Genomic DNA, 23966 nt, shown 5'->3' on the forward strand with positions numbered 1-23966 from the left:
GCGGCGGTCAAGACGCCGACGAACGAGCCGATTTGCAGCGATTTCAAGCGGCTTTCACCCCGCTCCTGTCCGAACATCGTCTTGACGGCTGATATGGGAAGGGCGGCGTGCCCCTGATCGGGACACGCATACCGTCAGCGTGCCGGGTTGCGTCGCGCCTAGAAGCGCAGGACGGCTGCGCCCCAGGTGAAGCCGCCGCCCATCGCCTCCAGCACGACGATCTGATTTTCGCGGATACGCCCGTCGCGGACCGCCGTATCAAGCGCCAGCGGCACCGACGCGGCCGAGGTGTTGGCGTGGCGATCGACGGTCACCACCACCTTTTCCGGCGGCAGGCCAAGCTTGCGGCTGGTGGCATCAAGGATGCGGGCGTTGGCCTGATGCGGGACGACCCAGTCGACGTCGGCGGCACTCAGCCCGGCGATCACCAGCGTTTCTTCCATCACCGCGGCCAGATTGACCACCGCGTGGCGGAAGACTTCGCGACCCTTCATGCGCAGCTTGCCGACCGTGCCGGTCGTCGAGGGGCCACCGTCGACGTAGAGCAGCTCGTTATGGCGGCCGTCGGCATGCAGCTTGGTGGCAAGGATGCCGCGGCCGGTATCCGAATCGCTCTCCTGCCCTTCCAGCACGATCGCACCGGCGCCGTCGCCGAACAGCACCGCGGTGGTGCGGTCCTCCCAGTCGAGCAGGCGGCTGAACGTCTCCGCGCCGATCACCAATGCGCGGCGGTGAATGCCGGTGCGCAGCATCGCGTCGGCGACCTGCACCGCGTAGAGGAAGCCGGAACACACCGCCGCCACGTCGAACGCGACGCAATCGTCGATGCCGAGCATCGCCTGCACCTTGGTGGCGCTCGACGGAAAGGTCTGGTCGGGGGTGGCGGTCGCCAGCACGATCAGGTCGATGTCCTGCGCGCGCATATCGGCCGCCTCCAGCGCGGCGCGGCAGGCGTCGGCGGCGAGCGTCGCCGTCGTCTCGTGCGCGGCGGCGATGTGGCGGAAGCGGATGCCGGTGCGCTCGACGATCCAGGCATCGCTGGTGTCGAGTCGCTGCTCGAGATCGGCATTGGCGACGCGCTGCGCCGGAAGCGCCGATCCGGTGCCGAGGACGACCGAGCGGATCATGCGGCTCTCTTCTCGAAATTGCCGAGGTCGTCGGCGATGCGGCGGGTGAGGTCGGCGCGCACCATCTTGGCGGCATTGCCGATCGCGGTGGCGACGCCGCGCTCGTTGGCGCTGCCATGGCTCTTCACGACGATGCCGTTGAGGCCGAGGAAGACCGCGCCATTGTGGTTGTTGGGGTCGAGGTGGTCGCGCAGCAATTCGGTCGCCGGGCGGGAGATCAGGAAGCCGACCTTGGAGCGGACCGACGATCGGAACGCGCGCTTCAGCAGGTCGGCGACGAAGCGCGCCGTGCCCTCTGCCGTCTTCAGCGCGATATTGCCGGCAAAGCCGTCGCACACGATCACGTCGTGATTGCCGCGGGCAAGCTGGTTGCCCTCGACGAAGCCGGTGAAGGTGAGGGGGAGGTGGCTCTGCCCGCGCAGCACGGCGGCGGCGTCGCGGATCTCGTCCGTACCCTTCTGGTCCTCGCTGCCGATGTTGAGCAGCGCGACGCGCGGCGAATCGAGGTCGAGGATGGTGCGGGCATAGGCGGCGCCCATCACCGCGAACTGGACGAGGTTGCGCGCATCCACCTCGGTATTCGCACCCAGGTCGAGCATCACCACGTCATTGTCGCCGAGCGTCGGCAGCGGCGCCGCGAGCGCCGGCCGGTCGATACCGGGCAGCGTGCGCAGCGCGAGCTTGGCCATTGCCATCAAGGCGCCGGTGTTGCCCGACGACACGGCCGCGCCGGCGCGGCCCTGCTTGACCAGATCGATGGCGATGCCCATCGAGGTGGTCTTGGCACGGCGGATCGCCTGGCTCGGCTTGTCGCTCGACCCGACGGTCTCGGGCGCGTGGACGATCTCGCTCGCATGGGCGAGGTTGGGATGGCCTTTCAGCCCCTCCGCCACCGCCGCCTCGTCGCCCACCAGCAGGAAGCGCATGCCCTCGAACCGCCGCCGCGCAACCGCGACGCCGGCGAGCATGACCTCCAGCCCCTCGTCGCCGCCCATCGCATCGACGGCGATCCAGGAGTTGTCGGGCATGGTTCAGCGCTTATCCGAGTAAGGGGAGGGCGTCAGCCCTCGACCGAGACGATCTCGCGGCCGTTGTAATGGCCGCAGGCGGTGCACAGGTTGTGCGGGCGCTTCAGCTCGCCGCAGTTCGGGCACTCCTGGAACGATTCGATGCTCAGCGAATCGTGGCCGCGACGCATGCCGCGCTTGGAGGGGGAGGTCTTTCGCTTGGGGACGGCCATTTCGGCACCTTGTGTCTGATCGGCTTACGGAATTGAGATGCGCCCTACGGCACGTGCCGGCGATCGGCAAGGCACCGACTGCTGGACGCCACCGACAACCGGACGCATCGCGAAGCGCGGGCCTATAGCGATATTCCGAGCGGTTGCAAGCCGAAGCCCGTCGCGATCCGTGCGCAAGGCCTTGCGAATAGCGGAACACCGCGCGTGCCCTGCCGTTCAGGCCATCGGCGGTTGAACGGAGAGTTGTCATGAATTTCAAAGCTTTAGGTTTGGGCCTCGGGGTGTTCTCGATCGCGCTGGGCGTGACCGAACTGTTTGGATCGCGGCGCATCGCCCGTGCGCTGGAGGCAGAAGGCCACGAAGGCCTCATCAAGGGCTTCGGCGCGCGCGAGATGCTGGCGGGCGTCAACCTGCTCGCGGCGCCGGCGGTGTCGACCAACGTGTGGAACCGCGTGGCGGGCGATGCGATGGACCTCGGCGCGCTGGGTCTGGCGGCCAGGGCACATCCCCGCAACACGGCGGTCTGGGGATCGCTGCTGTTCGTGATCGCGGCGACCGCGCTCGACGTGATCACCGCGCGCGGGCTGGACCGGGAGACGGGCAAGCTGCTGCCGGTCGGCGCGTGAGCGGCTGGAGTAGGCCCGCCCGCCCGGGCGCGCCTACTCCGCCAGCGCGCGATCGCTGACGAACATGTTGTGCGCGCGTTCGTGGGCGAAGGTGCTGGGGTTGCCGTGGCCAGGGATGAAGGCGGTGTCGTCGCCCAGCGGCCACAGCTTGGTGACGATCGTCTCGATCAGCTGCTTGTGGTTGCCGCCCGGCATGTCCGATCGGCCGACCGACCCCTGGAACAGCACGTCGCCGACCTGCGCGAACTTCGAGGGCGCGTGATGGAAGATGACATGGCCCTGGGTGTGACCGGGCGTTTCGTAGACGTCGAGCCGCAGGTTGCCGACCGTCACCGTATCGCCCTCGACCAGCCAGCGATCGGGTTCGAACACGGTGCCGGGCATGCCGTAGTTGCGACCGTCGTCGTCCAGCCGCGCCAGCCAGAAACGGTCCGCCTCATGCGGCCCTTCGATCGGCACGCCCAAGTCTTCGGCGAGCGGCTTCGCCTCGCCGGCGTGATCGATATGGCCGTGGGTCAGCAGGATCTTTTCCACCGTCACGCCGGCCTGCGCCACCGCCGCCTTGATGCGCGGCAGGTCGCCGCCCGGATCGACGATCGCCGCCTTCATCGTCTCCGTGCACCAGATCAGGGTGCAATTCTGCTGGAAGGGCGTCACCTGGACGATAGCGGCGCGCAAGGTCGTGCTGGTCATGCCGCGGGAGATAGGGGCGAGCGTACGCTCGGGCAATCGCCGCTTGCGCCGGTGCCGGCGCTGCGTGCATCTGGCGGACGATGCTGACCGCGCCCTTCGTGCTGCTCGACGATGCCCGTCCCGGCGGGGCGGGAGCGCGGCTTTATGTCGATCCGGCCGAGATCGTGACGGCGGAACGGATCGAGGATGTCGTGCCGGCGCTGGAGAGGGTGCGCGAGGCCGGGCGGCGCGGGCTGCATGCCGCCGGATATCTGACCTATGAGGCGGGTGCGGCGCTGATGCCGCGGGCGCCGGCGGGGCCGGCGGTCGAGGGGCCGTTGCTGTGGTTCGGGCTGTTCCGCGATCATCGCGCGATGGAGGCGGCAGAGGTTGCGGCGCTGCTGCCCGACCCCGCCGGTGCCTGGGCGACGGCACCGGTGCCGCGTGTCGGCCGGGCGGCCTATGACGAGGCGCTGGCGCGGGTGCTGGAATGGATTCGCGCCGGCGATATCTACCAGGCCAATCTGACGCTGCGCGCCGATGTGGCGGTGGCGGGCGATCCGCTGGCGCTGTACGCGCGGCTGCGGGGTACGTCGGCGGCCGGCCATGGCGCGCTGGTCGCGACGGGCACGCGGCACCTGCTGTCGCTGTCGCCCGAGCTGTTCTTCGTGCTGGAGGGGGATGCGCTCACCTGCCGGCCGATGAAGGGGACGGCCCCGCGCGCCGACACCGCCGACGAGGATGCGACGCGGATCGCGACGCTCGGTGCCGATGCCAAGCAGCGCGCCGAAAACCTGATGATCGTCGACCTGATGCGCAACGACCTGTCGCGCGTCGCGGCACCCGGCAGCGTCGCGGTGCCGGCGCTGTTCACCGTCGAAAGCTATCCGACGGTGCATCAGATGACCTCCACCATCACGGCGCGGCTGGCCGAGGGACGGGATGCGGTGGATGTCCTCGCCGCGCTATTCCCCTGCGGATCGATCACCGGCGCGCCCAAGCTGCGCAGCCTGGAGGTGATCGGCACGGTCGAGGACCAGGGGCGGGGCGTCTACACCGGCGCGATCGGCCGGATCGATGCGGGCGGGGACGCCGCCTTCAACGTGGCGATCCGCACGCTGGCGATCCCCGTCGGGGGGGCGGTGGCGGAACTCGGCCTGGGGTCGGGCATCGTTGCCGACAGTCGCGCCGACGACGAATGGGCGGAGGTGCTGGCCAAGGGCGCCTTCGTCACCGCGGGCCAGCCGCCGCTCGACCTCATCGAGACGATGGCCTTCGATCCCGAGGAAGGGCTGCCGCTGCTCGAAAGCCATCTGGCGCGGATGACGGCCAGCGCGGCGGCGCTCGGCTTTCGGTTCAACCGGCATGCGGCGCGCAACGAATTGCAGGCGGCGACCTTTCGCCTGCGCGAACCTTGCCGCATCCGCCTGCTGCTCGCGCAGAGCGGCGCGATCGCGATCGAATCGGCGCCGATGCCTGCGCCGGTCGACGAGCCGCTGCGGGTGGCGCTGGTGCCGTTGCCGGTCGATCCGGCCGATTTCCGGCTGCGCCACAAGACCAGCGATCGCGGCTTCTACGATGCGGCGCGGCGCGCGGCGGGAACGCACGAGGTGCTGTTCGTCCGGCCGGACGGCCTGCTGACCGAGGGTAGCTTCACCTCGCTGTTCGCGGCGCACAGCGACGGCATGCTGCTCACGCCGTCCGCCGACCTTGGCCTGCTGCCCGGCGTGCTGCGATCGGAATTGCTCGCAAGTGGCCGTGCCGTCGAACGAAATCTGTCGCCTGCCGACCTCGGCGAGCAATTTTTTGTCGGAAATGCGCTGCGCGGGTTGATACCGGCGGTTGTTGCGATTGCGAAAGAGCCATCGCTGCCGCTATAGGCCCGCGCGTTCTTTCTCGTCGCCACAAGGCCCTGACCCATGAAGCCCTCCGCCGCCCTCGGCCGTATCAGCCCGTCCCCCACGCTTGCCATCACCAGCCGCGTGCTGGAGCTGAAGCGGGCCGGCGTCGACGTGATCGGCCTGGGTGCGGGCGAGCCCGACTTCGACACGCCCGATTTCGTCAAGGACGCGGCGATCCAGGCGATCCGCGACGGCAAGACCAAATACACCAACGTCGATGGTACGATCGAGCTGAAGCAGGCGATCGTCGCCAAGTTCGCGCGCGACAACAGCCTCACCTACACCACCGACCAAGTGACGGTGAACGTCGGCGGCAAGCACACCCTGTTCAACGCCATCGTCGCCAGCGTCGATGCGGGCGACGAGGTGGTGATCCCCGCGCCTTACTGGGTGAGCTACCCCGACGTGGTGCAGTTCGCCGGCGGCACGCCCGTCTTCGCGATCGCCGGGCCGGAGCAGGATTACAAGCTGTCGCCGGAGGCGCTGGAGGCGGCGATCACCCCGCGCACCAAGTGGGTGATCCTCAATTCGCCGTCCAACCCGACGGGCGCGGCCTATACGGTGGACGAGCTGAAGGCGCTGGGCGCGGTGCTGGCGCGGCACCCGCACGTGTGGATATTCGCCGACGATATGTACGAGCATATCGTCTATGACGACTTCCGCTTCGCGACGATCGCCGAGGTCTGCCCGGAGCTGTACGAGCGGACGCTGACCGTCAACGGTTGTTCCAAGGCCTATGCGATGACCGGCTGGCGGATCGGCTTCGCGGCCGGCGCGCCCTGGCTCATCAAGGCGATGGCCAAGTTGCAGTCGCAATCGACCAGCAACCCCTGCTCGATCGCGCAGGCGGCGGCGGTGGCGGCGCTGAACGGCCCGCAGGACTTCTTGAAGGAGCGTGCCGCCGCGTTCCAGGGGCGGCGCGACCTGGTGGTCGGCATGCTGAACGCGATCCCCGGCATGCACTGCCCGACGCCGGAAGGCGCCTTCTACGTCTATCCCTCGTTCGCCGAGCTGATCGGCAAGACCACGCCGAACGGCCGCCGTATCGACAGCGACGAGGATTTCGTCGCCTATCTGCTCGACGATGCCAAGGTGGCGGCGGTACAGGGTGCGGCGTTCGGCCTGTCGCCGGCGATGCGGATCAGCTACGCGACCTCCGACGCGCTGCTCCGCGAGGCGTGCACCCGCATCCAGCAGGCCTGCGCCGACCTGCGGTAATCCCGCTCCGGCCAAACCCTGCTGAGGCATGAACGCCGCCGCCACGCGGCGTTAATGCAGCGTTTCTATAAACGGCATTGAGCCTGGGTGCGGGAGGGACGATCTCGCACCCGAATGGCGTGCAGCCCGGCGGGCGGCGCGCGAACAACGATAAAGGTGCGTCATGCGCAAGATCTTCAAGACCGGCTTCTTCTGGCAGTTCGTCGGCGGCTTCGCGATCGGTGCCGTCGGCGTCGTGACGCTGCAGCCGGCCAGTGCCCAGGCCGTGCAGCCGGCACCGGCCGTCTCGCCGATCGTCGCAGTCCGCTGACCCTTGGCGCCGGTCATGATCGCCACCATTTGTCGATCATGCTGAAAATCCTGTTGCCCGTCGCCGGCACCGTGGCTGCCGTGCTTGCCTCCACCGGCTTCGCCGAGGCCGAGCGTGCCGTGCCGATCCCGGCGGCCAAGGCCGATGTGCCGGCCACCGGCGCGACGCAGACCGCGGTGTTCGCCGGCGGCTGCTTCTGGGGCATGGAGGCGGTGTTCGAGCGGGTGAAGGGCGTCCGCTCGGTCACGGCGGGCTATGCCGGCGGCACGCCCGGCACCGCGACCTACGATCAGGTGTCGACCGAGACGACGCGGCATGCCGAGGCGGTGCGGGTGGTCTACGATCCGCGCGTCGTCAGCTATGCGACGCTGCTGCGCGTCTATTTTTCGATCGCGCACGACCCGACGCAGCTCAACCGGCAAGGGCCGGATAGCGGCACGAGCTACCGGTCCGCGATCTTTCCGCAGGATGCGCGGCAGGCGGCGGTCGCACGCGCCTATATCGCCCAGCTGACCGCGGCGAAGAGCTTCCCCAAACCGATCGTAACCCGGATCGAAAACGGCGGTTTCTACCCGGCCGAAGCCTATCACCAAAACTTCTACGACCGAAACCCAACCTATCCGTACATCGTACGTTGGGACAAACCGAAGGTTGCCGCGTTCAAGGCCGGGTTTCCGACGCTGGCGCGATAGCTTCCGTCATCCCGGCGTGTCGTGATGACGGGCGATGTGGATGCCCCGCCGTCAAGCCGCGATCGGGAAGCGTAGCAGTCGCTGCTCCACCGGCACCAGCGCCTCGGCGCCGTGGCCGATCGCCTTGGTGAGGGCGGGGTGATCGACGTCCAGCCCGCCGGTCAGCGCACCGAACGCCGGCAGCACGATCTTGCGCGCCGTCGCGACGAAGCAGCGGCGGGCGACCAGCTTGCCGCGCACCTGCACGCGTAATTTGGGGTGGAAGTGGCCGGAGAGTTCCGGCCGCGTCTCGTGCGGATCGGCCTCGTGACGCAGCACCAGGCCATCGACCTCCGCCTCGTCGACCACCCGTCCGCCGCAGCGATCGAGCAAAGCGGCATCGTGGTTGCCGGTGATCCACGTCCAGCGCAGTCCACCGGTCAGCGCGCGCAGCCGGTCCTGCGCCTCCTGCGGCAGGCGGTCGCAACCGGCACTGTCGTGGAAGCTGTCGCCAAGGCACCACAGCTCCTCCGCGCCGGTCGCCTGCACCAGCCGGGTCAGGTCGGCGAGCGTCGCCAGCGAATCATAGGGCGGCAGCATTTGCCCGCGCGCGGCGAACCAGCTCGCCTTTTCGAAGTGCAGGTCGGCGACCAGCAGCGCGCGCCGCGCCGGCCAGAGCAACGCGCCCTCCGCCAGCGCGAGCAGCGCGTGACCACCGAACGAAAAGGGAACCATCGCCGCGCCTTTGCCCGCAACGGCCGGTCCGATCAAGACGTTATCCACACATATGTAAATCCGCTTGCGCGGGGGCGGAATCGGCGTACAGCGCGCCGTCCTTCCGCTCGAGAAGGCATCATCAGGGGGTAAGTGCGCACCATGTCGCTTGCCGACGACGCAGCCGGTTCATCGTCCCATCCGCATCCCGCCATGATCGGCCTGACCATTGGCGCGATCGGCGTCGTGTTCGGCGATATCGGCACCAGCCCGCTCTATGCGTTTCGCGAGGCGCTGGGCCAGTCCGCGGCGGACGGGATCGACCCCAGCGAGATCCTGGGCGTGCTCAGCCTGGCGCTGTGGACGCTGACGCTGATCGTCACCGTCAAATACGTGCTGTTCCTGATGCGTGCCGACAATCACGGCGAGGGCGGGGTGCTGGCGCTCGCCGCACTGGCGCGCCGCTCGATCGGCATGCGCAGCCGCATCGCGCTGGTACTCGGCGCAGCGGGTGCGGCGCTGTTTTACGGTGATGCGATCATCACGCCGTCGCTTTCCGTCCTGTCCGCGATGGAGGGGCTGCGGACGATCCCGAGCGCGGCCAGATTGTTCGACGAAGGCACCATCCGGGCGCTGACGATCGGGATCCTGATCGCGCTGTTCCTGATTCAGCGGCGCGGCACTGCGATGGTCGCCAAGCTGTTCGGTCCGGTGTGCATCGTCTGGTTCCTGACCATCGGCGGGCTCGGCATCTGGCATATCGCCGACGAGCTTTCGATCTTTCGCGTGTTGATCCCGAGCTACGGCATCCATTTCCTGGCGACTCACGGCACGGTCGGCCTGTTCGTTCTGGGCGCGGTGTTCCTGACGGTGACCGGTGCGGAGGCGCTGACCGCCGACATGGGGCATTTCGGCAAGAAGCCGATCCGTATCGCCTGGCTGTTCCTCGTTTTTCCCGCGTTGATGCTGAACTATCTGGGGCAGGGCGCCTTTGCATTGTCGCACCTGGAGGCGGCGCAGGCGGCCAGCACGCCCTTCACGAACCAGGACTGGTTCTTCCTCATGGCGCCCGAGTCGCTGCGCGGGCCGCTGATCGTGCTGGCGGGCTTCGCCACGGTGATCGCCAGCCAGGCGGTCATCACCGGCGCCTTTTCACTGACGCAGCAGGCGGTGCAGCTGGGGCTGCTGCCGCGGATGAAGCTCCGGCAGACGTCTGCGGCGTTCGCCGGGCAGATCTATCTGCCGGCGATCAACTGGCTGCTGCTGGTCGGCGTGCTGGTGCTGATCGTGCAGTTCAAGACCTCGTCGGCGATGGCCGCGGCCTATGGCATCGCGGTCACCGGCACGATGGTGGTGACGACCCTGCTCGGCTATCTCGTCGCGCGGCATGTGTGGCACTGGCGCAGGCCGGTGGCGCTGGCCGCGATCCTGCCGTTCCTGTGCCTCGACCTCATCTTCTTCGGCGCCAACATCCTGCGGGTGATCGAGGGCGGCTGGGTGCCGCTCGTCATCGCCGCGGCGATCGGCCTGCTCATCTACACCTGGGTGCGCGGCAAGGGCATCGTGCGCGCGTTCGAGGCGCGGCAGAGCATCCCGCTCGCCGATCTCGCCGCCGCGCTTGCCAAGCGGCCGCCGGAACGCGTGCCGGGGACCGCGGTGTTCCTCACCGCCAACCCGCGTTCGGCACCCGGAGCGCTGCTCCACAACCTCAAGCACAACAAGGTGCTGCACGAGCGCAACCTGGTGGTCAGCATCCGCACCACCGACCGCCCGGTCGTCGACCCGACCCTGCGCGCGACGGTGGAGCGGCTCGACGACAATTTCGAGGTGGTGGTGCTGAACTACGGCTTCATGGAAGCGCCCGACGTGCCTGCCGACCTGGGCGTCGGCGGCAAGGCCGAGATGCGCAGCCTAGATGCGATGAAGACCAGCTTCTTCATCGGCCGCAATACGCTGAAGCCGGAGGCGGATGTCGGCATGCCCTTGTGGCAGGATCGCATCTTCATGTTCATGCAGCGCAACGCGAGCGACCCGACGGATTTCCTGAAGATCCCGCCGGGCAAGGTGCTGGAACTGGGCGAACAGGTGACGGTGTAGGCGTTTCAGGTCCCGCCGTCGGCCTTTCCATTGTCATCCCCGCGCAGGCGGGGATCCATACTGGCTGACCCATCGGTCCCTGCCCATAGCGTCGTGATTATGGATCCCCGCCTGCGCGGGGATGACGGAGAGTAGTGGGCAGCGTCCAGGATCAATCCACCCGCATCGCTTCGGCGGCCAGCGCCTCCGCCTCGACCAGCAGCGCATCGTCGGCGCTGCCCGTCGACACCTTTTCGCGCCCGATCAGCGTCAGTACCGGGACTGCGAGCGGCGTCACCCGGTCGAGATCGACATGCAGCATCGTGTCCGCGGCGCGATCGAGCAGCCCGGCGAGGCGACCGACGTCGGTCATTCGGGCGCGTGCATCGTCCCAGGCCGCCTGCAAGAGGAGATGCGTCGGCTCATACTTGCGCAGCACGTCGTAGATGAGGTCGGTGGAAAAGGTCACCTGTCGCCCGGTCTTGCGCTTGCCGGGATGCTGGCGCTCGACCAGGCCGCCGATCACCGCCACCTCACGGAACGCACGTTTGAGCAGATGCGATTGCTGCACCCAGTCGACGAATTCGTGTTCGAGGATGTCGGGGCTGAACAGGCGGGCAGGGTCGGTGATCTGTTCGAGGCCGTAGACGGCGAGCGCATAATCGTTGGAGACGAAGCCCAGGGGTTTCAGCCCCTCCGCCTCCATGCGGCGGGTGACGAGCATGCCGAGCGACTGGTGCGCGTTCCACCCTTCGAAGCTGTAGGCGACCATGTAATGGCGCCCTTCACGCGGGAAGGTTTCGACGAGCAGCTGGCCGGGGCGGGGCAAAGCGGAGCGCTTCTGCTGGAATTGCAGCCATTCGCGCACGTCGTCGGGAAAGCGCTGCCATGCGTCGGGGTCGGCCAGGAACCCGCGCACCCGCGTCGCGAGGTTGGTCGACAGCGGCATGCGGCTGCCGCCATAGGTCGGGATGCGCGCCGGCTTGGACGAGGCGCGGACGATCAAATCCTCGGTATCGATCCGCTCGACCTCGCACGACAGGCCGGCGAAGAAGAAGGTGTCGCCGGGGCTGAGCTGCGCGGCGAAGCCTTCCTCCACCTTGCCGAGATTGCGGCCGTTCTTGAAGCGGACGTTGAGCATCGTCGCCTCAACGATGATCCCGGCGTTGAGGCGATGCTGCGCCACGAACTTGGGATGGCTGACCCGCCACAGGCCGTCGGGATCCTGCGTCAGCCGCTTGAACCGGTCATAGGCCTTGAGGCTGTAGCCGCCGTCGCGGATGAAGCCGAGCACGCGGTCGAACGTCTCGTCGGTCAACGCCGAATAGGGCAGAGCGGAGCGAACCTCGTCGAGCAGCGCCGCCTGGTCGAACGGCGCGGCGCAGGCGAGCGCCATGACGTGCTGCGCCAGCACGTCCAGCGCACCGGGGCGGAACAGGTCGGGGTCGAGTTCGCCCGCCTCCACGGCATCGAGCGCCGCGCGCGCTTCGAGATATTCGAAGCGGTTGCCGGGGACGAGGATGCCTTCCGATGCCTCGTCGAGCCGGTGGTTGGAGCGGCCGAGGCGCTGGAGCAGGCGGCTGGAGCCCTTGGGCGCGCCCATCTGGATCACGCAATCCACGTCGCCCCAGTCGACGCCGAGGTCGAGGCTGGCGGTCGCGACCAGGGCGCGCAGCCGCCCGGACGCCATCGCACCTTCCACCTTGCGCCGCGCCTCCAGCGCGAGACTGCCGTGGTGGACGCCGATCGGCAGGCTCATCGTGTTGACCTTCCACAAATCCTGGAAGATCAGTTCGGCGAGGCTGCGCGTATTGCAGAAGATGATCGAGGTTCGGTGCGTCTCGATCTCCGCCATCACCTGTTCGGCGGCGTAGCGGCCCGAATGGCCCGACCAAGGCACGCGGTCCTGCGGCAGCAGGATGGCGATGTCGGGATCGGCGCCGGGCTCGCCCTGCACCATCGCCACCTGGTCGATGTCGCCATCTGGCGCGAGCCAGGCGCGATAGCCGTCGGTATCCGCCACCGTCGCCGACAGCGCGACACGGCGCAGGCCGGGGCTGATCCGCTGCAACCGCGCCATGCACAGCGAAAGGAGGTCGCCGCGCTTGCCGGTGGCGAAGGCGTGGACCTCGTCGATGACGATCGTCTTCAGCCCTTCGAACATCGTGATGCTGTCGGGGTAGCTCAGCAGCAGCGACAGCGATTCAGGGGTGGTGAGCAGGATCTGGGGCGGCTTGACCCGCTGGCGCGCCTTGCGGTCGGACGGCGTGTCGCCGGTGCGCGTCTCGACGCGGATGTCGACGCCCATCTCGTCGATCGGCGTGACGAGATTGCGCTGGATATCGACGGCAAGGGCTTTCAGCGGCGAGACGTAGAGCGTGTGCAGGCCGGTGGTCGGCGCCTCGATCAGCTCGGCGAGCGTCGGCAGGAAGCCGGCGAGCGTCTTGCCCGCACCGGTGGTGGCGACGAGCAGCGCGTGGCGTCCGGCGCGGCCTTCGCGCAGCATGTCGAGCTGGTGACGGCGGGGACGCCAGCCGCGGGAGGCGAACCAGTCGGATAGCGGCTGCGGGAGGTCCATTCTCACCTATGTAGGTAGGCGGCGAGGGCGGGGAAATGGGCCAACTGTCCGCCATGGCCATGCGTCCCCGCGACGGCGGAAATCCATACTGGCTGACGTCGCGGATCGATCGCCCGCCGCCGTGATGATGGATCCGCGCCTGCGCGAGGATTGCGGCGGGGCGTCAGCGCGCGTCGTGATCCACCGCGTCACCCTGGTACAGGTCGTGCGTCGCCTGTTCCGTGCGGCGATGCTGGTCCTTTGACACACGGTTGTTGAACTTCGCCCAGATGAGCACGCCGAGCAGCACCATTGCGCCGACGAACACGACGAGGCCCCAGAATGTGCTGATAACCATCGAATCTCTCCCACGACGGATCGCTGGGGTTGCAACGGCTGGGGGCGTGCTTTCGATCCGGCGGCACCGGCGCGCCTCTCGCGCGTAATGACAGGCATGGCACGCTTGGGCGACTGGCTGGAACCGCATCCGCACGGGATCTACGTGAAGCCTGCCGACGCCTGGATCGACCCGTCCGAGCCCGAACCGCGCGCGCTGGTGACCCACGGCCACGCGGATCATGCGCGCGGCGGCCATGGCGCGGTATGGGCGACGCCCGAGACGCTGGCGATCATGGGCGCGCGCTACGGCGAACAGGCGGGCCATCCCGTCGCATATGGCGAGACGATCCGCATGGGGGAGGTGGAGGTCGGCTTCGTCCCCGCCGGACACGTGCTGGGATCGGCGCAGATCGTGCTCGATTTCCGCGGCGAGCGGGTGGTGGTGTCGGGCGACTACAAGCGTCGTGCCGACCCGACCTGCACGCCCTTCGAACTGGTGAAGTGCGACGTCTTCGTCACCGAGGCGACCTTTGCGCTGCCCGTCTTCCGCCATCCCGACACCGGCGACGAGATCGACAAGCTGATCGAACGGTTGCACGCCAACCCCGATCGCTGCGTGCTGGTCGGCGCCTATGCGCTCGGCAAGGCGCAACGGGTGATCGCCGAGTTGCGCGCCCGTGGACACGACGCGCCGATCTACATCCACGGCGCGCTGCAGAGATTGTGCGACCTGTATCAGGAACAGGGCGTGCGCCTCGGCGAATTGCTGCCGGTGGCCGATGCGAAGAAGGCGGACATGGCGGGCCATGTCGTGATGTGCCAGCCCGGCGCGCTCAACGATCGCTGGTCGCGGCGGCTGCCCGATCCGATCACGGCGATGGCATCGGGCTGGATGCGTGTGCGCCAGCGTGCGCGGCAGAAGAACGTCGAATTGCCGCTGATCCTCTCCGACCATGCCGATTGGGACGAACTGACGACGACGTTGAGCGAGATCGCGCCCAAAGAAGTCTGGGTGACGCACGGACGCGAAGAGGCGCTGGTGCACTGGTGCATGACCCGCCAGATCAAGGCGCGCGCGCTGGCACTGCTCGGTTTCGAGGACGAGGATGACTGAGGCGCCGTCCGCTCCGCCGGCGTGACGTTACCCTTCCAGCGCCCGCGCGCGGCGGCGCTGGACGGAGCTGCCGATGCCCATCGCCTCGCGATATTTGGCGACGGTACGGCGAGCGATGTCGAAGCCCTTGGCTTGCAGCAGCTCGACGAGCGTGTCGTCGGAGAGGATCTTGGCGCCCTCGCCCGCGATCAGCGTGCGGATCGCGGACTTGACCGCCTCCGCCGAAACCGCGTCGCCGCCGTCGGCGGCCTGGATCGCCGAGGTGAAGAAATATTTGAGCTCGAACACGCCGCGTGCGCAGCTGAGATATTTGTTGCTGGTGACGCGGCTGACGGTCGATTCGTGCATCTCGATCGCCTCGGCGACCCGCGCGAGCGTCATCGGCTTGAGGTGCGCGACGCCCTTCAGGAAGAACGCCTCCTGCTGCTTCACGATCTCGGCGGCGACCTTGATGATCGTGCGCTGGCGCTGGTCGAGCGCCTTGATGAGCCAGTTGGCGGAGGCGAGGGCGTCGGACAGCCAGGCCCTGGATGCCTTGCCCTGCGGCCCGTGGCTGAGTTCGTGATAATAGCGGCGGTTGACCAGCACGCGCGGCAGTGTCGCGGCGTTGAGTTCGATGCCCCAGCCGGCCTTGGTCTTCATCACGAACAGATCGGGCGTAACGGCGAGCGCAGGTTCCCCGCCATAGCGGCAGCCGGGCTTGGGATCGTAGCCGCGCAGTTCGCGGATCATGTCCGCCATGTCCTCGTCGTCGACGCCGCACATGCGCTTCAGGCGAGCGAGGTCGCCGCGCGCGAGCAGGTCTAGATTGTCGATCAGCCGCGCCATGCAGGGATCGTAGCGATCCGCCTCGCGCGCCTGGAGTGCGATGCATTCGGCGAGATCGCGCGCGCCGACGCCGGTCGGGTCGAGCGTCTGGATCAGCGTCAGGACCCGCTCGACCCGCGCGAGCGCGATGCCGAGGCGATTGGCGATATCGAGCAACGGCACGGTGAGGTAGCCCGCCTCGTCCAGCTGGTCGATCAGATGCTGGGCGATGAACCAGTCGGTGCCATCCACCACCGCCCCCGCCTGAGCGAGCAGATGGTCGGCGAGGCTGGTGTCGGTGTCCGCGAACGAATCGAAGTCGAGCCCATCCTCGCCGCCGAGGCCGCCACCCGTGCTGCCGCCGGTCATCGACAGCGCGCCGTCGAAGCCGCCGCCGCCATCGGCGACGCTGTCCTGCTGATGGCTTTCGGTGGCGTAATCCACGTCGAGCGGATCGGCCTTGGCGGCACCGCTGACCAGTTCGTCGGCGCCGGCGGGCTCGTCGCGCTCGGGACGTTCGGGGCGGACGACCTCGTCGGTCTGTTGCGCCTCGAGCAGCGGGTTCTTCTCGACCTCTTCGGCGATGAAGCTTTCGATCTCGAGGTTGGATAGCGCCAGCAGCTTGATCGCCTGTTGGAGCTGCGGCGTCATCACCAGCGACTGCGTCTGCCGGATGTCGAGGCGGGGGGCGAGGCTCATGCGGCTAGCCCGTCACCCCAGCGCAAGCTGGGGTCTTTTTCGAGCGGACGCACCGGCCGCACGAGATCCCAGCCTGCGCTGGGATGACGGTTGGGGGGACCGCCGGCTTCATATCCCTACAGCGAGAAGCCCTCGCCCAGGTACAGGCGGCGGACATTGGCGTCGGCGACCAGTTCCTCCGGCGATCCGGCGAACAGCACGCGTCCGTCGTAGATGATGTAGGCGCGATCGACGATGTCGAGCGTTTCGCGGACGTTGTGGTCGGTGATGAGCACACCGATGTCGCGGCGCTTCAGGTCCTTCACCAGATCGCGGATGTCGGCGATCGAGATCGGATCGATGCCGGCGAACGGTTCGTCGAGCAGCATGATCGACGGATCGGCGGCGAGTGCGCGAGCAATCTCGGCGCGGCGGCGCTCGCCGCCCGACAGCGCCATCGCGGGGGAGGCACGCAGCCGGGTGAGGCCGAATTCGTCGAGCAGTTTGTCGAGCTTGCGCACGCGCTCGGCAGGGTCGGGCTCGGAGAGTTCGAGCACTGCGCCGATGTTCTTCTCGATCGACAGGCCGCGGAAGATGCTGGTTTCCTGCGGCAAATAGCCGAGGCCGAGGATGGCGCGCCGGTACATCGGCAGCTTGGTGATATCCTCGCCGTCGAGCATGATCCGGCCCGAATCGGGCTTCACCAGGCCCATCACCGAATAGAAGCAGGTCGTCTTGCCTGCGCCGTTGGGGCCGAGCAGCCCCACCACCTCGCCACGGTCGACCGACACCGACACGTCGGTGAGGACGACGCGCTTGTCGTAGGACTTGGCGATCGAGATCGCCTGCAGGCCGCGGTTCACCGGGTCTTCGTGGATCGCTTCGGCGGTCTGGAGGTCGGTCACGGCGTCCATCGGGCGAGGCCTTGCTTCGGATGAGAAAAGCCTTGGCAGGCTTCGTGCATGGCCGCGTCATGGCGCGGGATGACGCGGGAGGAAACCCCTTTTCGGCGAAAGGGTGGCGCGATGCGATCATCATCCCCGTCGGGGCAGGGCTGTCGCATAGGGGCCGTCTGATCCGGGAATGGTGTTCTTCGCTCCTCCGTCATGCCGCACTTGGTCCGGCATCCACCGTGCCGCGCACCAATCCGTTGTTAATTTGGGCACGGTGGACCCCGGACCGAGTCCGGGGTGACGAAGAATATCGGGATGGCATACGCCTTCATCCGAAGGCGACAGCCGTCCCAGCCATATGCGATAGCCCTGCCTTGGGCGGGAAGGCGCGTGAGCGTCAGTTGCGCTTGGGTACCGAGAAGGTGCCGGTTACGCGGCCGCTGGGTGCGGTGCTGACGCTGCCGCCGGGCGTGCTGCCGCCGCCGCCGCGCACCGACGATCCGTCGATCACGGCGCGACCGGTGTCGAGGTTGATGGTCAGCCGGCCGCCGTTCACCGTATTGCCGCCCTGCGTCAGCGTCACCGCGCCGAGCATGGTGATGACCCGGCGGTTGAGATCGTAGATCGCATATTGGCTCTTCGCGGTCTGATCCGGACGGCGCACGGTGACGCCGCCACTCGCGTCCAGGCGCGACACCTGCGGATTGCCGCCGACGACCTGGCCGGTGTAGGTCACGGTCATCCGGGCGGCGTTGAGCGTCATCTCCGCCTGCTTCACCGACACGTTGCCGGACAGCACGGCGCGGTTCGCCTTGTCCTGCAATTCGATATTGTCCGCGCCGAAATCGATCGGTGCGTTCGAATTGTGGGCGGTCTGCGCCGCGAGGGGCGCGGCGGCGAGCAGCAGGGCTACGGTCAGGATGGGAGCGGGAAGGGCACGCATGGCGCGCTATTTCGCCCCTCGCGGCACGATCCGCAAGCGGGCATTGCCGCTGAGGCGCACGGTGCGGTCGTCGAGATTGGCGCTGAGCCGGTTGGCGCTGAACGTCCCCTGCGTCACGGTGCCGGTCACCTTGCCGCGGCTGTCCATCGTCTTCGACTTGAGGTCGATGGTGGCGTTGCTGGTGTCGAGGCTGTAGCCGTCCGGGCCGCGGAAGGTGATCGATCCCGGCACGGTCATCTGTTCGCTGTTGAGATCGTAGCGCCCCTGCCGCGCGCGCAGCACCGCCGGCCCATCCTGCAATTGCAGGTCGGCGGACATGCCGTTGATCTGGACGATCGGCACGCTGCTGCTCTGCTGCACCGCCGATCCGGCGTTGAGCGCAAACGCCTGCCCCTTGTCGTCCTGGCCACGATAGGTGGCCGATTGCAGCTTCATCCGCTCCTTGGCGACCTCGACCTTGTTCTTGTCGAGGACGAAGGACACTTCGCTGCCCGCGGTCAGCGGCGCCATCACCAGAAAGGCGAACAGCACGCCGATCGCGATCGGCAGGCCGCTGTTGAGCAGCGCGATCAGCCGGTCGTGCCGGCTGCCGGGCGCCGCCCAGCGCTGTCGCGCCGATCGGGGAGGGACGATGACCGCGCCCACGTCAGGCGTGCGCGAAGATATCGATCTCGGGCCAGCCGGCGAGATCGAGCGCCGCGCGGGTCGGCAGGAAATCGAAGCACGCCTGCGCCAGCGCGGTGCGGCCCTCGCGTGCCAGCCGCCGGTCGAGCTCGGCCTGCAGGCGGTGGAGGAAGCGGACGTCGCTGGCGGCATAATCCTTCTGCGCGTCGCTGAGTTCGGGCGCACCCCAGTCGGAGGATTGCTGCTGCTTGGACAATTCCTGTCCGAGGAGTTCGCGCACCAGCTCCTTGAGGCCGTGCCGATCGGTGTAGGTGCGCACCAGCCGCGAGGCGATCTTGGTATCATAGGCCGGCGCCGCGATGATCCCCAGATAATGCTGAAGCGCCGCGATATCGAACCGGCCGTAGTGATAGAGCTTCACCCGCGCCGGATCCGCGAGCACCGCCTTGAGGTTCGGCGCGGCATAGTCGCTGTCGGGGCCGAACCGGACGAGGTGCTCGTCCGCGCCGCCGTCCGACAATTGCACGACGCACAGGCGGTCGCGGGGCGTGATGAGGCCCATGGTTTCGGTATCCACGGCGATCGAGGCGCCGGGGGCGAAGACGTCTGCGGGGAGGTCTTCCTCATGGAAGTGAACGGTCATGGCGTGGCCCTACGCCGCAACCGCCCGGCGCTCAATGGGCAAGCGCGCATCCCTGCGCCCGGCTTCGCTATCCGGCGGGATTCGATGTGCCTCGGCGCGCGCACAGACACATGGGTTGTGCCGTTACGGCCACGGTCGGGGATGTATTGGTGCGAAGCGACACTCGATTGCGACGAATTTGTTCGCGGGGACTTGTTTTGTGCGCTATGACGACTCCCAAGGCGCAATAGGTTTGGCGCCCGAGGGCTCGCGTTCGTCGTCCGGCGCACGGGTTCTTCGAACGGATTGGATGCGGGCGAACCGGGAAGACGAACAGGGTTATGAGTTACGACAAAGGTGGCCGCGGCAACCGTGGCGGACGTGGTCGCGATAAGCGCGACGGTTTCGGCGGCGACGATTTCGGTGGCGGCAGCAGCTACGGCGGCGGCGGTTTCGGCGGCGGCGGCTTTGGCGGCGGTGACCGTGGCGGCTTCGGCGGTGGTGGTTTCGGTGGCGGCGGCTTCGGCGGCGGCGGTGACCGCGGCGGCTTCGGTGGCGGCGGCGGTGGTGGTGGCTTCCGCGGCGGCGGTGGTGGCGGCGGCTTCGGCGGCGGCCGCGGCATGCCCCCGCAGGTGGTCGGCGAAGGCACCGGCGTGGTCAAGTTTTTCAACGCGCAGAAGGGCTTCGGCTTCGTCGTCCGCGACGACGGCGGCGAAGACGTGTTCGTGCACATCTCGGCGGTCGAGCAGGCCGGCCTCAGCGCGCTGGCCGAAGGGCAGCCGCTCGGCTTCACGCTCGTCGATCGCGGCGGCCGTATCTCGGCCACCGAGCTCAAGATCGATGGCGAGCCGATGGCCGTTACCGAGCGTGCGCCGCGTGAGCCGCGCGAAGGTGGCTTCGGCGATCGTGGCCCGCGTGGCGGCGCCGGCGGTGCCGGTGGCCCGCAGCGTCAGCTGACCGGCGAAAAGGCGACCGGCGTGGTCAAGTTCTTCAACGCCATGAAGGGCTTCGGCTTCATCCAGCGTGACGACGGGCAGCCCGATGCGTTTGTGCACATCTCGGCCGTCGAGCGCGCCGGCATGCCGACGCTGAACGAAGGCGACCGCCTGTCGTTCGAGATCGAGGTCGACCGTCGTGGCAAATATGCCGCGGTGAACCTGTCGCCGGCATCGTAATCATCCCGATTCGCTAAGTCGAAGGGCCCGGTTCCGCAGCAGCGGCGCCGGGCCTTTTGCGTTTCATCCGCGGCCGTGCGATCGAACGGCGGGTACAGGAGGCGCAGGCATGTTGAGACTGGCGATGGCGATGGCGGCGATCACGGTGACGGCCGACCTGCCGCAGGCGCCCGCCTCCGCGGGACAGCGCGCCGCGACGCCAGCGCAAGCGCCGATGGCGGGCGTGCCGGTCTATGCGGCGACGGTGGTCGCCCGGCTACCACACGACAAGGGCGCCTTTACCGAAGGGCTGCTATTCTGCGGCGGCGGCTTGTACGAAAGCACGGGCAAGGAGGGCGCATCGGACATCCGCCGCGTGACGCTGGCCGATGGCAAGGTCGCCGCGCGAGCGCGAATCGCCCCCGACCTGTTCGGCGAGGGCATCGCCTGCTGGAAGAACCAGTTGCTCAGCGTGACGTGGAAGACGGGAATCGGCTTTCGCTGGGCGCTCCCCGCTTTGAGCCGAACCGGCAAGCCGTTCCGGTACGCGGGCGAGGGCTGGGGGATGACGACCGATGGCGACCGGATCATCCTGTCCGACGGCACGCCGACGCTGCGGGTGATGGATCCGGCGACCTTCGCGGAGCGTGGCAGGATCGCGGTAACGATGAACGGTCGGCCGCTCCGGCAGCTCAACGAACTGGAATATGTCCGCGGTCGCATCCTCGCCAACGTATGGATGAGCGGCTTCATCGCACGGATCGACCCCGCGACCGGCAAGGTCGACGGCCTGATCGACGTACGGCCGCTCCTTGCCGAGATCGGCAACCCCGATCCCGATGCGGTCGCCAACGGCATCGCCTATGATGCGGCGCATGATCGGCTGTATGTGACGGGCAAATACTGGCCGACGCTGTTCGAGATCAAGCTTGGTGCCGAGGTCGGCCGGGCGCGGTGACCGGCTGCGGTGGCGACGCGATGGCGGTCCGTGCCACGGTGCGCCGGAAGACGACAGGTCCGACCCGGCCTATACTCGACAGGATTGTCGATCCGTCGTAGACCGATCGCCTGCCTGGGGGAGTAGGCGAACATGACGAAACGACGGTGGCTGATCGGTGTCGGCACGGTATCGGCGATCGTCGTGGCATGGTTCGTGGCCCCCTTCGTGCACATGCTCTGGCTGGTCTATTGGCATGGTCCACCGGCGCTCGAACGGCTTCCGGTCAGCAAGCCTGCCGCCGTCCTGCGCTACGGCCCGGCCGCCGAGCAGATCGAGGAGCTACGGCTGCCGCCCGGAAGAGGCCCGTTTCCCGTCGCCGTCGTGTTGCATGGCGGCTGCTGGGATGCTTCGATCGGCGGTACGGCCCGCAGTGTCGCACCGCTGGCCGACGCCCTGACCCGGCGTGGCGTCGCGACGCTGAACGTCGAATATCGGCAGCTGGGGCAGGTTGGCGGGGGTTGGCCTGGCACATTTCACGATGCCGGTACCGCGATCGATTCGCTACGCCCGCTGGCGTCGCGCTATCCGTTGAACCTGGATCGCGTGATCGTAGTTGGTCATTCGGCGGGCGCGTTGCTTGCAAGCTGGGCGGCGGTGCGCCCCAGGCTGGCGCCGACAAGCGACATCTACGCTGCCGATCCGGTGAGGCCTGCCGCGGTTGTCGCGATCGACGGCCCCAGCAGCCTCGCCGAGTTCATCGGCAAGGACAAGGAGGTCTGCGACAAGCCGGTGATCATGCCGTTGATGGGCGGCACGCCCGCGCGTGTGCCGCAACGCTACCGTGACGCCTCCGCGCGAGATCACCTTCCCCTGGGCATACCGCAATATATGGCCGAGGGGGCGTTCGCTGACCTGATGGATCCATATGTGCGACGTGCCCGTGCGGCCGGCGACCCCGTCGACGTCTATCGCACGCAGCGCCCCTCGCATTTCCGCATCATCAACCCAACCGAGCCGGAGGGAGCAGGCACCGTGTCGCTCATCCTGCGCGCGGTGGCGGCGACCGGAGACAGAGTGAAGGCCCGGTAACTGCGGCGCGCGATGATCGGCCCGGTTGGCACGTAGCCGGCAGGTGCCCGTCTACGTCACCAGCCGCCGCAACGTGTCCACCCGGTCCGCCTCCGCGGCGGGTTTGTCCGTCCTGATCCGGGCGATCCGCGGAAAGCGCATCGCGACGCCGGATTTGTGGCGGGTGGAGGCGTGGATCGAATCGAAGGCGACCTCCAGCACCAGCGTCTTCTCCACCTCGCGCACCGGCCCGAAGCGGTTGAGGGTGTGGCGGCGCACGAACGAATCGAGCATACGCAATTCCTCGTCGGTGATCCCCAAATAGGCCTTGCCGACGGGCAGCAGCTCGCCGTCCTCGGTCCAGCAGCCGAAGGTATAGTCGCTGTAATAGGACGAGCGGCGGCCGTTGCCGCGCTGGGCATACATCATCACGCAATCGGCGGTCAGCGGGTCGCGCTTCCATTTGTACCACAGGCCGGCACGGCGACCGCCGACATAGGGGCTGTCACGCCGCTTGAGCATCACGCCTTCGATCGCGGCGTCGCGGGCGCCGGCACGGATCGCCTCCAGTTCGGTGAAACTGGCGGCCTCGATCACCTGGCTGATATCAAACCGGTCGGGATCGAGCCGCGGAACGAATGCCTCCAGTCGCGCCCGCCGCTCGCTCCACGGCAGCGCGCGCAGGTCTTCCGTTCCGTCGAACAGGATATCGTAGAGCCGGACGAAGGCGGGATAATCGGCGAGCATCTTCTGGCTCACCACCTTGCGGCCCAGCCGCTGCTGGAGCGCGTTGAAGCTCGCCGCACCGCCGCCTTCGTCCAGGGCGCCGCCCTGGAACTCACCCTTGACCAGCAATTCGCCATCCACCGTGCCGGCCTCGGCGAAGGCGGCGGCGACGTCGGGGAAGCTGGCGGTCACGTCGTCGCCGGTGCGGCTGTAGAGCCGCGTCTGGCCGTTGACGTGAACGATCTGGACGCGGATGCCGTCCCACTTCCATTCGGCGGCATAGTCGGCAAGATCAACCTGCGCATCCTCCAGTCCGTGCGCGAGCATGAACGGGCGGAAGACGGGGACGTCAGCCGACGTCGGCTGTTCGCCCTTGCCCTGTGCCCAGGCGAACAGGCTGGCATAGGGCGGGGTAAGGCCGTGCCACACCTCCTCCACAGCATCGACGTCGAGGCCGAAGGCCTGTGCGAGCGCCGTCTTGGCGAGGCGCGCGGAGACGCCGATGCGCAATGCGCCCGTCGCCATCTTGAGCAGGGCGAATCGCTCCTCGGCATCCAGCCGGTCGAGCATGCCGGCGAGCACCGCCGGCGCATCCGAGCGCGACAGGTGGCGCAGGGCATCCACCGCGGCGGTGATCGACAGCGGACCGCCATCGGCCGCGGGGACCAGCTCCGGCCAGAGCAGCGCCACCGTTTCCGCGGTATCGCCGACATAATCGCGGCTCATCCGGAACAGCACCGGATCTACCCGCGCCTCGATCAGCGCGCGGATCTGGGCCGGCTTGACGCCGGGCAGGTCGAGATCCCCGGTCAGCGCCGCCATCGCCCAGCCGCGGTCGGGATCGGGCGTCGCATGCAGGTAGTCGACGATCAGCTTCAGCTTGGCGTTACGCCCGCGGGTGTAGATGAGCGAATCGAGAAGCGCGGCGAAGGCGTGCATGGCTGCC

23 protein-coding genes are annotated in these 23966 nt (G+C 68.0%); 10 read left to right on the forward strand and 13 right to left on the reverse strand.

Annotated features, from left to right (window positions below):
* Nucleotides 1-158: 158 nt before the first annotated feature.
* From AC4GY7_RS04155 to rpmF, 3 genes are read right to left on the reverse strand one after another with little or no spacing between them, the layout of a single operon-like run.
* Nucleotides 159-1127: a beta-ketoacyl-ACP synthase III gene (locus tag AC4GY7_RS04155; RefSeq protein ID WP_491112143.1), complete on the reverse strand. Its 969-nt coding sequence runs from the start codon at nucleotides 1125-1127 to the stop codon at nucleotides 159-161.
* Nucleotides 1124-2155: a phosphate acyltransferase PlsX gene (gene plsX / locus AC4GY7_RS04160; protein WP_491112144.1), complete on the reverse strand. Its 1032-nt coding sequence runs from the start codon at nucleotides 2153-2155 to the stop codon at nucleotides 1124-1126. The genes AC4GY7_RS04155 and plsX overlap by 4 nt, the downstream gene beginning before the upstream one ends.
* A 32-nt stretch (nucleotides 2156-2187) precedes the next feature.
* Entirely contained in the window at nucleotides 2188-2367 is a 180-nt protein-coding gene (gene rpmF, locus AC4GY7_RS04165) for a 50S ribosomal protein L32 (RefSeq protein ID WP_198354171.1), read from the reverse strand.
* Nucleotides 2368-2615: 248 nt separating this feature from the next.
* On the opposite strand from rpmF, the gene AC4GY7_RS04170 reads away from it, so the two are divergent.
* Nucleotides 2616-2993: a hypothetical protein gene (locus tag AC4GY7_RS04170; RefSeq protein WP_491112145.1), complete on the forward strand. Its 378-nt coding sequence runs from the start codon at nucleotides 2616-2618 to the stop codon at nucleotides 2991-2993.
* Nucleotides 2994-3026: 33 nt separating this feature from the next.
* On the opposite strand, the gene AC4GY7_RS04175 is transcribed toward AC4GY7_RS04170, so the two are convergent.
* Nucleotides 3027-3686 (reverse strand): MBL fold metallo-hydrolase, encoded by a 660-nt coding sequence (locus AC4GY7_RS04175; RefSeq protein WP_491112146.1) that lies wholly within the window; start codon nucleotides 3684-3686, stop codon nucleotides 3027-3029.
* A gap of 80 nt (nucleotides 3687-3766) precedes the next feature.
* Between AC4GY7_RS04175 and pabB the strand changes: the two genes are divergently transcribed.
* The 4 genes from pabB (at nucleotide 3767) to msrA (ending at nucleotide 7786) form a co-directional block, all read left to right on the forward strand.
* Nucleotides 3767-5545, forward strand: coding sequence for an aminodeoxychorismate synthase component I (gene pabB / locus AC4GY7_RS04180; RefSeq protein WP_491112147.1), 1779 nt, complete (start codon nucleotides 3767-3769; stop codon nucleotides 5543-5545).
* Nucleotides 5546-5584: 39 nt separating this feature from the next.
* Nucleotides 5585-6784 (forward strand): pyridoxal phosphate-dependent aminotransferase, encoded by a 1200-nt coding sequence (locus tag AC4GY7_RS04185; protein ID WP_491112148.1) that lies wholly within the window; start codon nucleotides 5585-5587, stop codon nucleotides 6782-6784.
* 163 nt (nucleotides 6785-6947) lie between these two features.
* Nucleotides 6948-7094 (forward strand): hypothetical protein, encoded by a 147-nt coding sequence (locus tag AC4GY7_RS04190; RefSeq protein WP_443584941.1) that lies wholly within the window; start codon nucleotides 6948-6950, stop codon nucleotides 7092-7094.
* A 38-nt stretch (nucleotides 7095-7132) separates the two neighbouring features.
* On the forward strand, nucleotides 7133-7786 hold the full coding sequence (msrA, locus tag AC4GY7_RS04195) for a peptide-methionine (S)-S-oxide reductase MsrA (protein WP_491112149.1): 654 nt from the start codon (nucleotides 7133-7135) through the stop codon (nucleotides 7784-7786).
* Nucleotides 7787-7837: 51 nt separating this feature from the next.
* Here msrA and pdeM read toward each other — a convergent pair whose 3' ends face one another.
* Nucleotides 7838-8500 (reverse strand): ligase-associated DNA damage response endonuclease PdeM, encoded by a 663-nt coding sequence (pdeM, locus tag AC4GY7_RS04200; protein ID WP_491112150.1) that lies wholly within the window; start codon nucleotides 8498-8500, stop codon nucleotides 7838-7840.
* A 141-nt stretch (nucleotides 8501-8641) separates the two neighbouring features.
* Here pdeM and AC4GY7_RS04205 point away from each other — a divergent pair, with 141 nt between their 5' ends.
* Nucleotides 8642-10576: a potassium transporter Kup gene (locus tag AC4GY7_RS04205; protein ID WP_491112796.1), complete on the forward strand. Its 1935-nt coding sequence runs from the start codon at nucleotides 8642-8644 to the stop codon at nucleotides 10574-10576.
* A 151-nt stretch (nucleotides 10577-10727) separates the two neighbouring features.
* Here the strand turns inward: AC4GY7_RS04205 and AC4GY7_RS04210 are convergent, their stop codons facing one another.
* Both AC4GY7_RS04210 and AC4GY7_RS04215 read right to left on the reverse strand, forming a co-directional pair.
* Nucleotides 10728-13133, reverse strand: a complete 2406-nt coding sequence (locus tag AC4GY7_RS04210; protein WP_491112151.1) for a ligase-associated DNA damage response DEXH box helicase — start codon at nucleotides 13131-13133, stop codon at nucleotides 10728-10730.
* A 163-nt stretch (nucleotides 13134-13296) separates the two neighbouring features.
* A complete protein-coding gene (locus AC4GY7_RS04215; RefSeq protein ID WP_443584946.1) occupies nucleotides 13297-13470 on the reverse strand; it encodes a hypothetical protein in 174 nt (57 codons plus the stop codon).
* Nucleotides 13471-13566: 96 nt separating this feature from the next.
* On the opposite strand from AC4GY7_RS04215, the gene AC4GY7_RS04220 reads away from it, so the two are divergent.
* Nucleotides 13567-14565, forward strand: a complete 999-nt coding sequence (locus AC4GY7_RS04220; protein ID WP_491112152.1) for a ligase-associated DNA damage response exonuclease — start codon at nucleotides 13567-13569, stop codon at nucleotides 14563-14565.
* Nucleotides 14566-14592: 27 nt separating this feature from the next.
* On the opposite strand, the gene rpoN is transcribed toward AC4GY7_RS04220, so the two are convergent.
* The 5 genes from rpoN to AC4GY7_RS04245 all read right to left on the reverse strand — a co-directional run bounded on the left by rpoN (nucleotide 14593) and on the right by AC4GY7_RS04245 (nucleotide 19153).
* Nucleotides 14593-16071, reverse strand: a complete 1479-nt coding sequence (rpoN, locus tag AC4GY7_RS04225; protein WP_491112153.1) for an RNA polymerase factor sigma-54 — start codon at nucleotides 16069-16071, stop codon at nucleotides 14593-14595.
* A gap of 116 nt (nucleotides 16072-16187) precedes the next feature.
* A complete protein-coding gene (gene lptB / locus AC4GY7_RS04230; RefSeq protein ID WP_491112154.1) occupies nucleotides 16188-16964 on the reverse strand; it encodes an LPS export ABC transporter ATP-binding protein in 777 nt (258 codons plus the stop codon).
* 376 nt (nucleotides 16965-17340) lie between these two features.
* Nucleotides 17341-17886 carry an LptA/OstA family protein gene (locus AC4GY7_RS04235; RefSeq protein WP_491112155.1) on the reverse strand — a complete coding sequence of 182 codons (546 nt, stop codon included), beginning with the start codon at nucleotides 17884-17886 and terminating at the stop codon, nucleotides 17341-17343.
* A gap of 6 nt (nucleotides 17887-17892) precedes the next feature.
* A complete protein-coding gene (lptC, locus tag AC4GY7_RS04240; RefSeq protein ID WP_491112156.1) occupies nucleotides 17893-18531 on the reverse strand; it encodes an LPS export ABC transporter periplasmic protein LptC in 639 nt (212 codons plus the stop codon).
* A 1-nt stretch (nucleotide 18532) separates the two neighbouring features.
* Nucleotides 18533-19153, reverse strand: coding sequence for a ribonuclease D (locus AC4GY7_RS04245; protein ID WP_491112157.1), 621 nt, complete (start codon nucleotides 19151-19153; stop codon nucleotides 18533-18535).
* A gap of 320 nt (nucleotides 19154-19473) precedes the next feature.
* Here AC4GY7_RS04245 and AC4GY7_RS04250 point away from each other — a divergent pair, with 320 nt between their 5' ends.
* From AC4GY7_RS04250 to AC4GY7_RS04260, 3 genes are all read left to right on the forward strand, one after another.
* Nucleotides 19474-20307, forward strand: a complete 834-nt coding sequence (locus AC4GY7_RS04250) for a cold-shock protein (RefSeq protein ID WP_491112158.1) — start codon at nucleotides 19474-19476, stop codon at nucleotides 20305-20307.
* Between the two features lie 109 nt (nucleotides 20308-20416).
* A complete protein-coding gene (locus tag AC4GY7_RS04255) occupies nucleotides 20417-21244 on the forward strand; it encodes a glutaminyl-peptide cyclotransferase (RefSeq protein ID WP_491112159.1) in 828 nt (275 codons plus the stop codon).
* 183 nt (nucleotides 21245-21427) lie between these two features.
* Nucleotides 21428-22315, forward strand: a complete 888-nt coding sequence (locus AC4GY7_RS04260; protein WP_491112160.1) for an alpha/beta hydrolase family protein — start codon at nucleotides 21428-21430, stop codon at nucleotides 22313-22315.
* A 51-nt stretch (nucleotides 22316-22366) separates the two neighbouring features.
* On the opposite strand, the gene AC4GY7_RS04265 is transcribed toward AC4GY7_RS04260, so the two are convergent.
* Nucleotides 22367-23959 (reverse strand): cisplatin damage response ATP-dependent DNA ligase, encoded by a 1593-nt coding sequence (locus AC4GY7_RS04265; RefSeq protein WP_491112797.1) that lies wholly within the window; start codon nucleotides 23957-23959, stop codon nucleotides 22367-22369.
* Between the last annotated feature and the right edge of the window lie 7 nt (nucleotides 23960-23966).

The sequence above is a fragment of the Sphingomonas sp. SP5 genome (assembly GCF_058313455.1).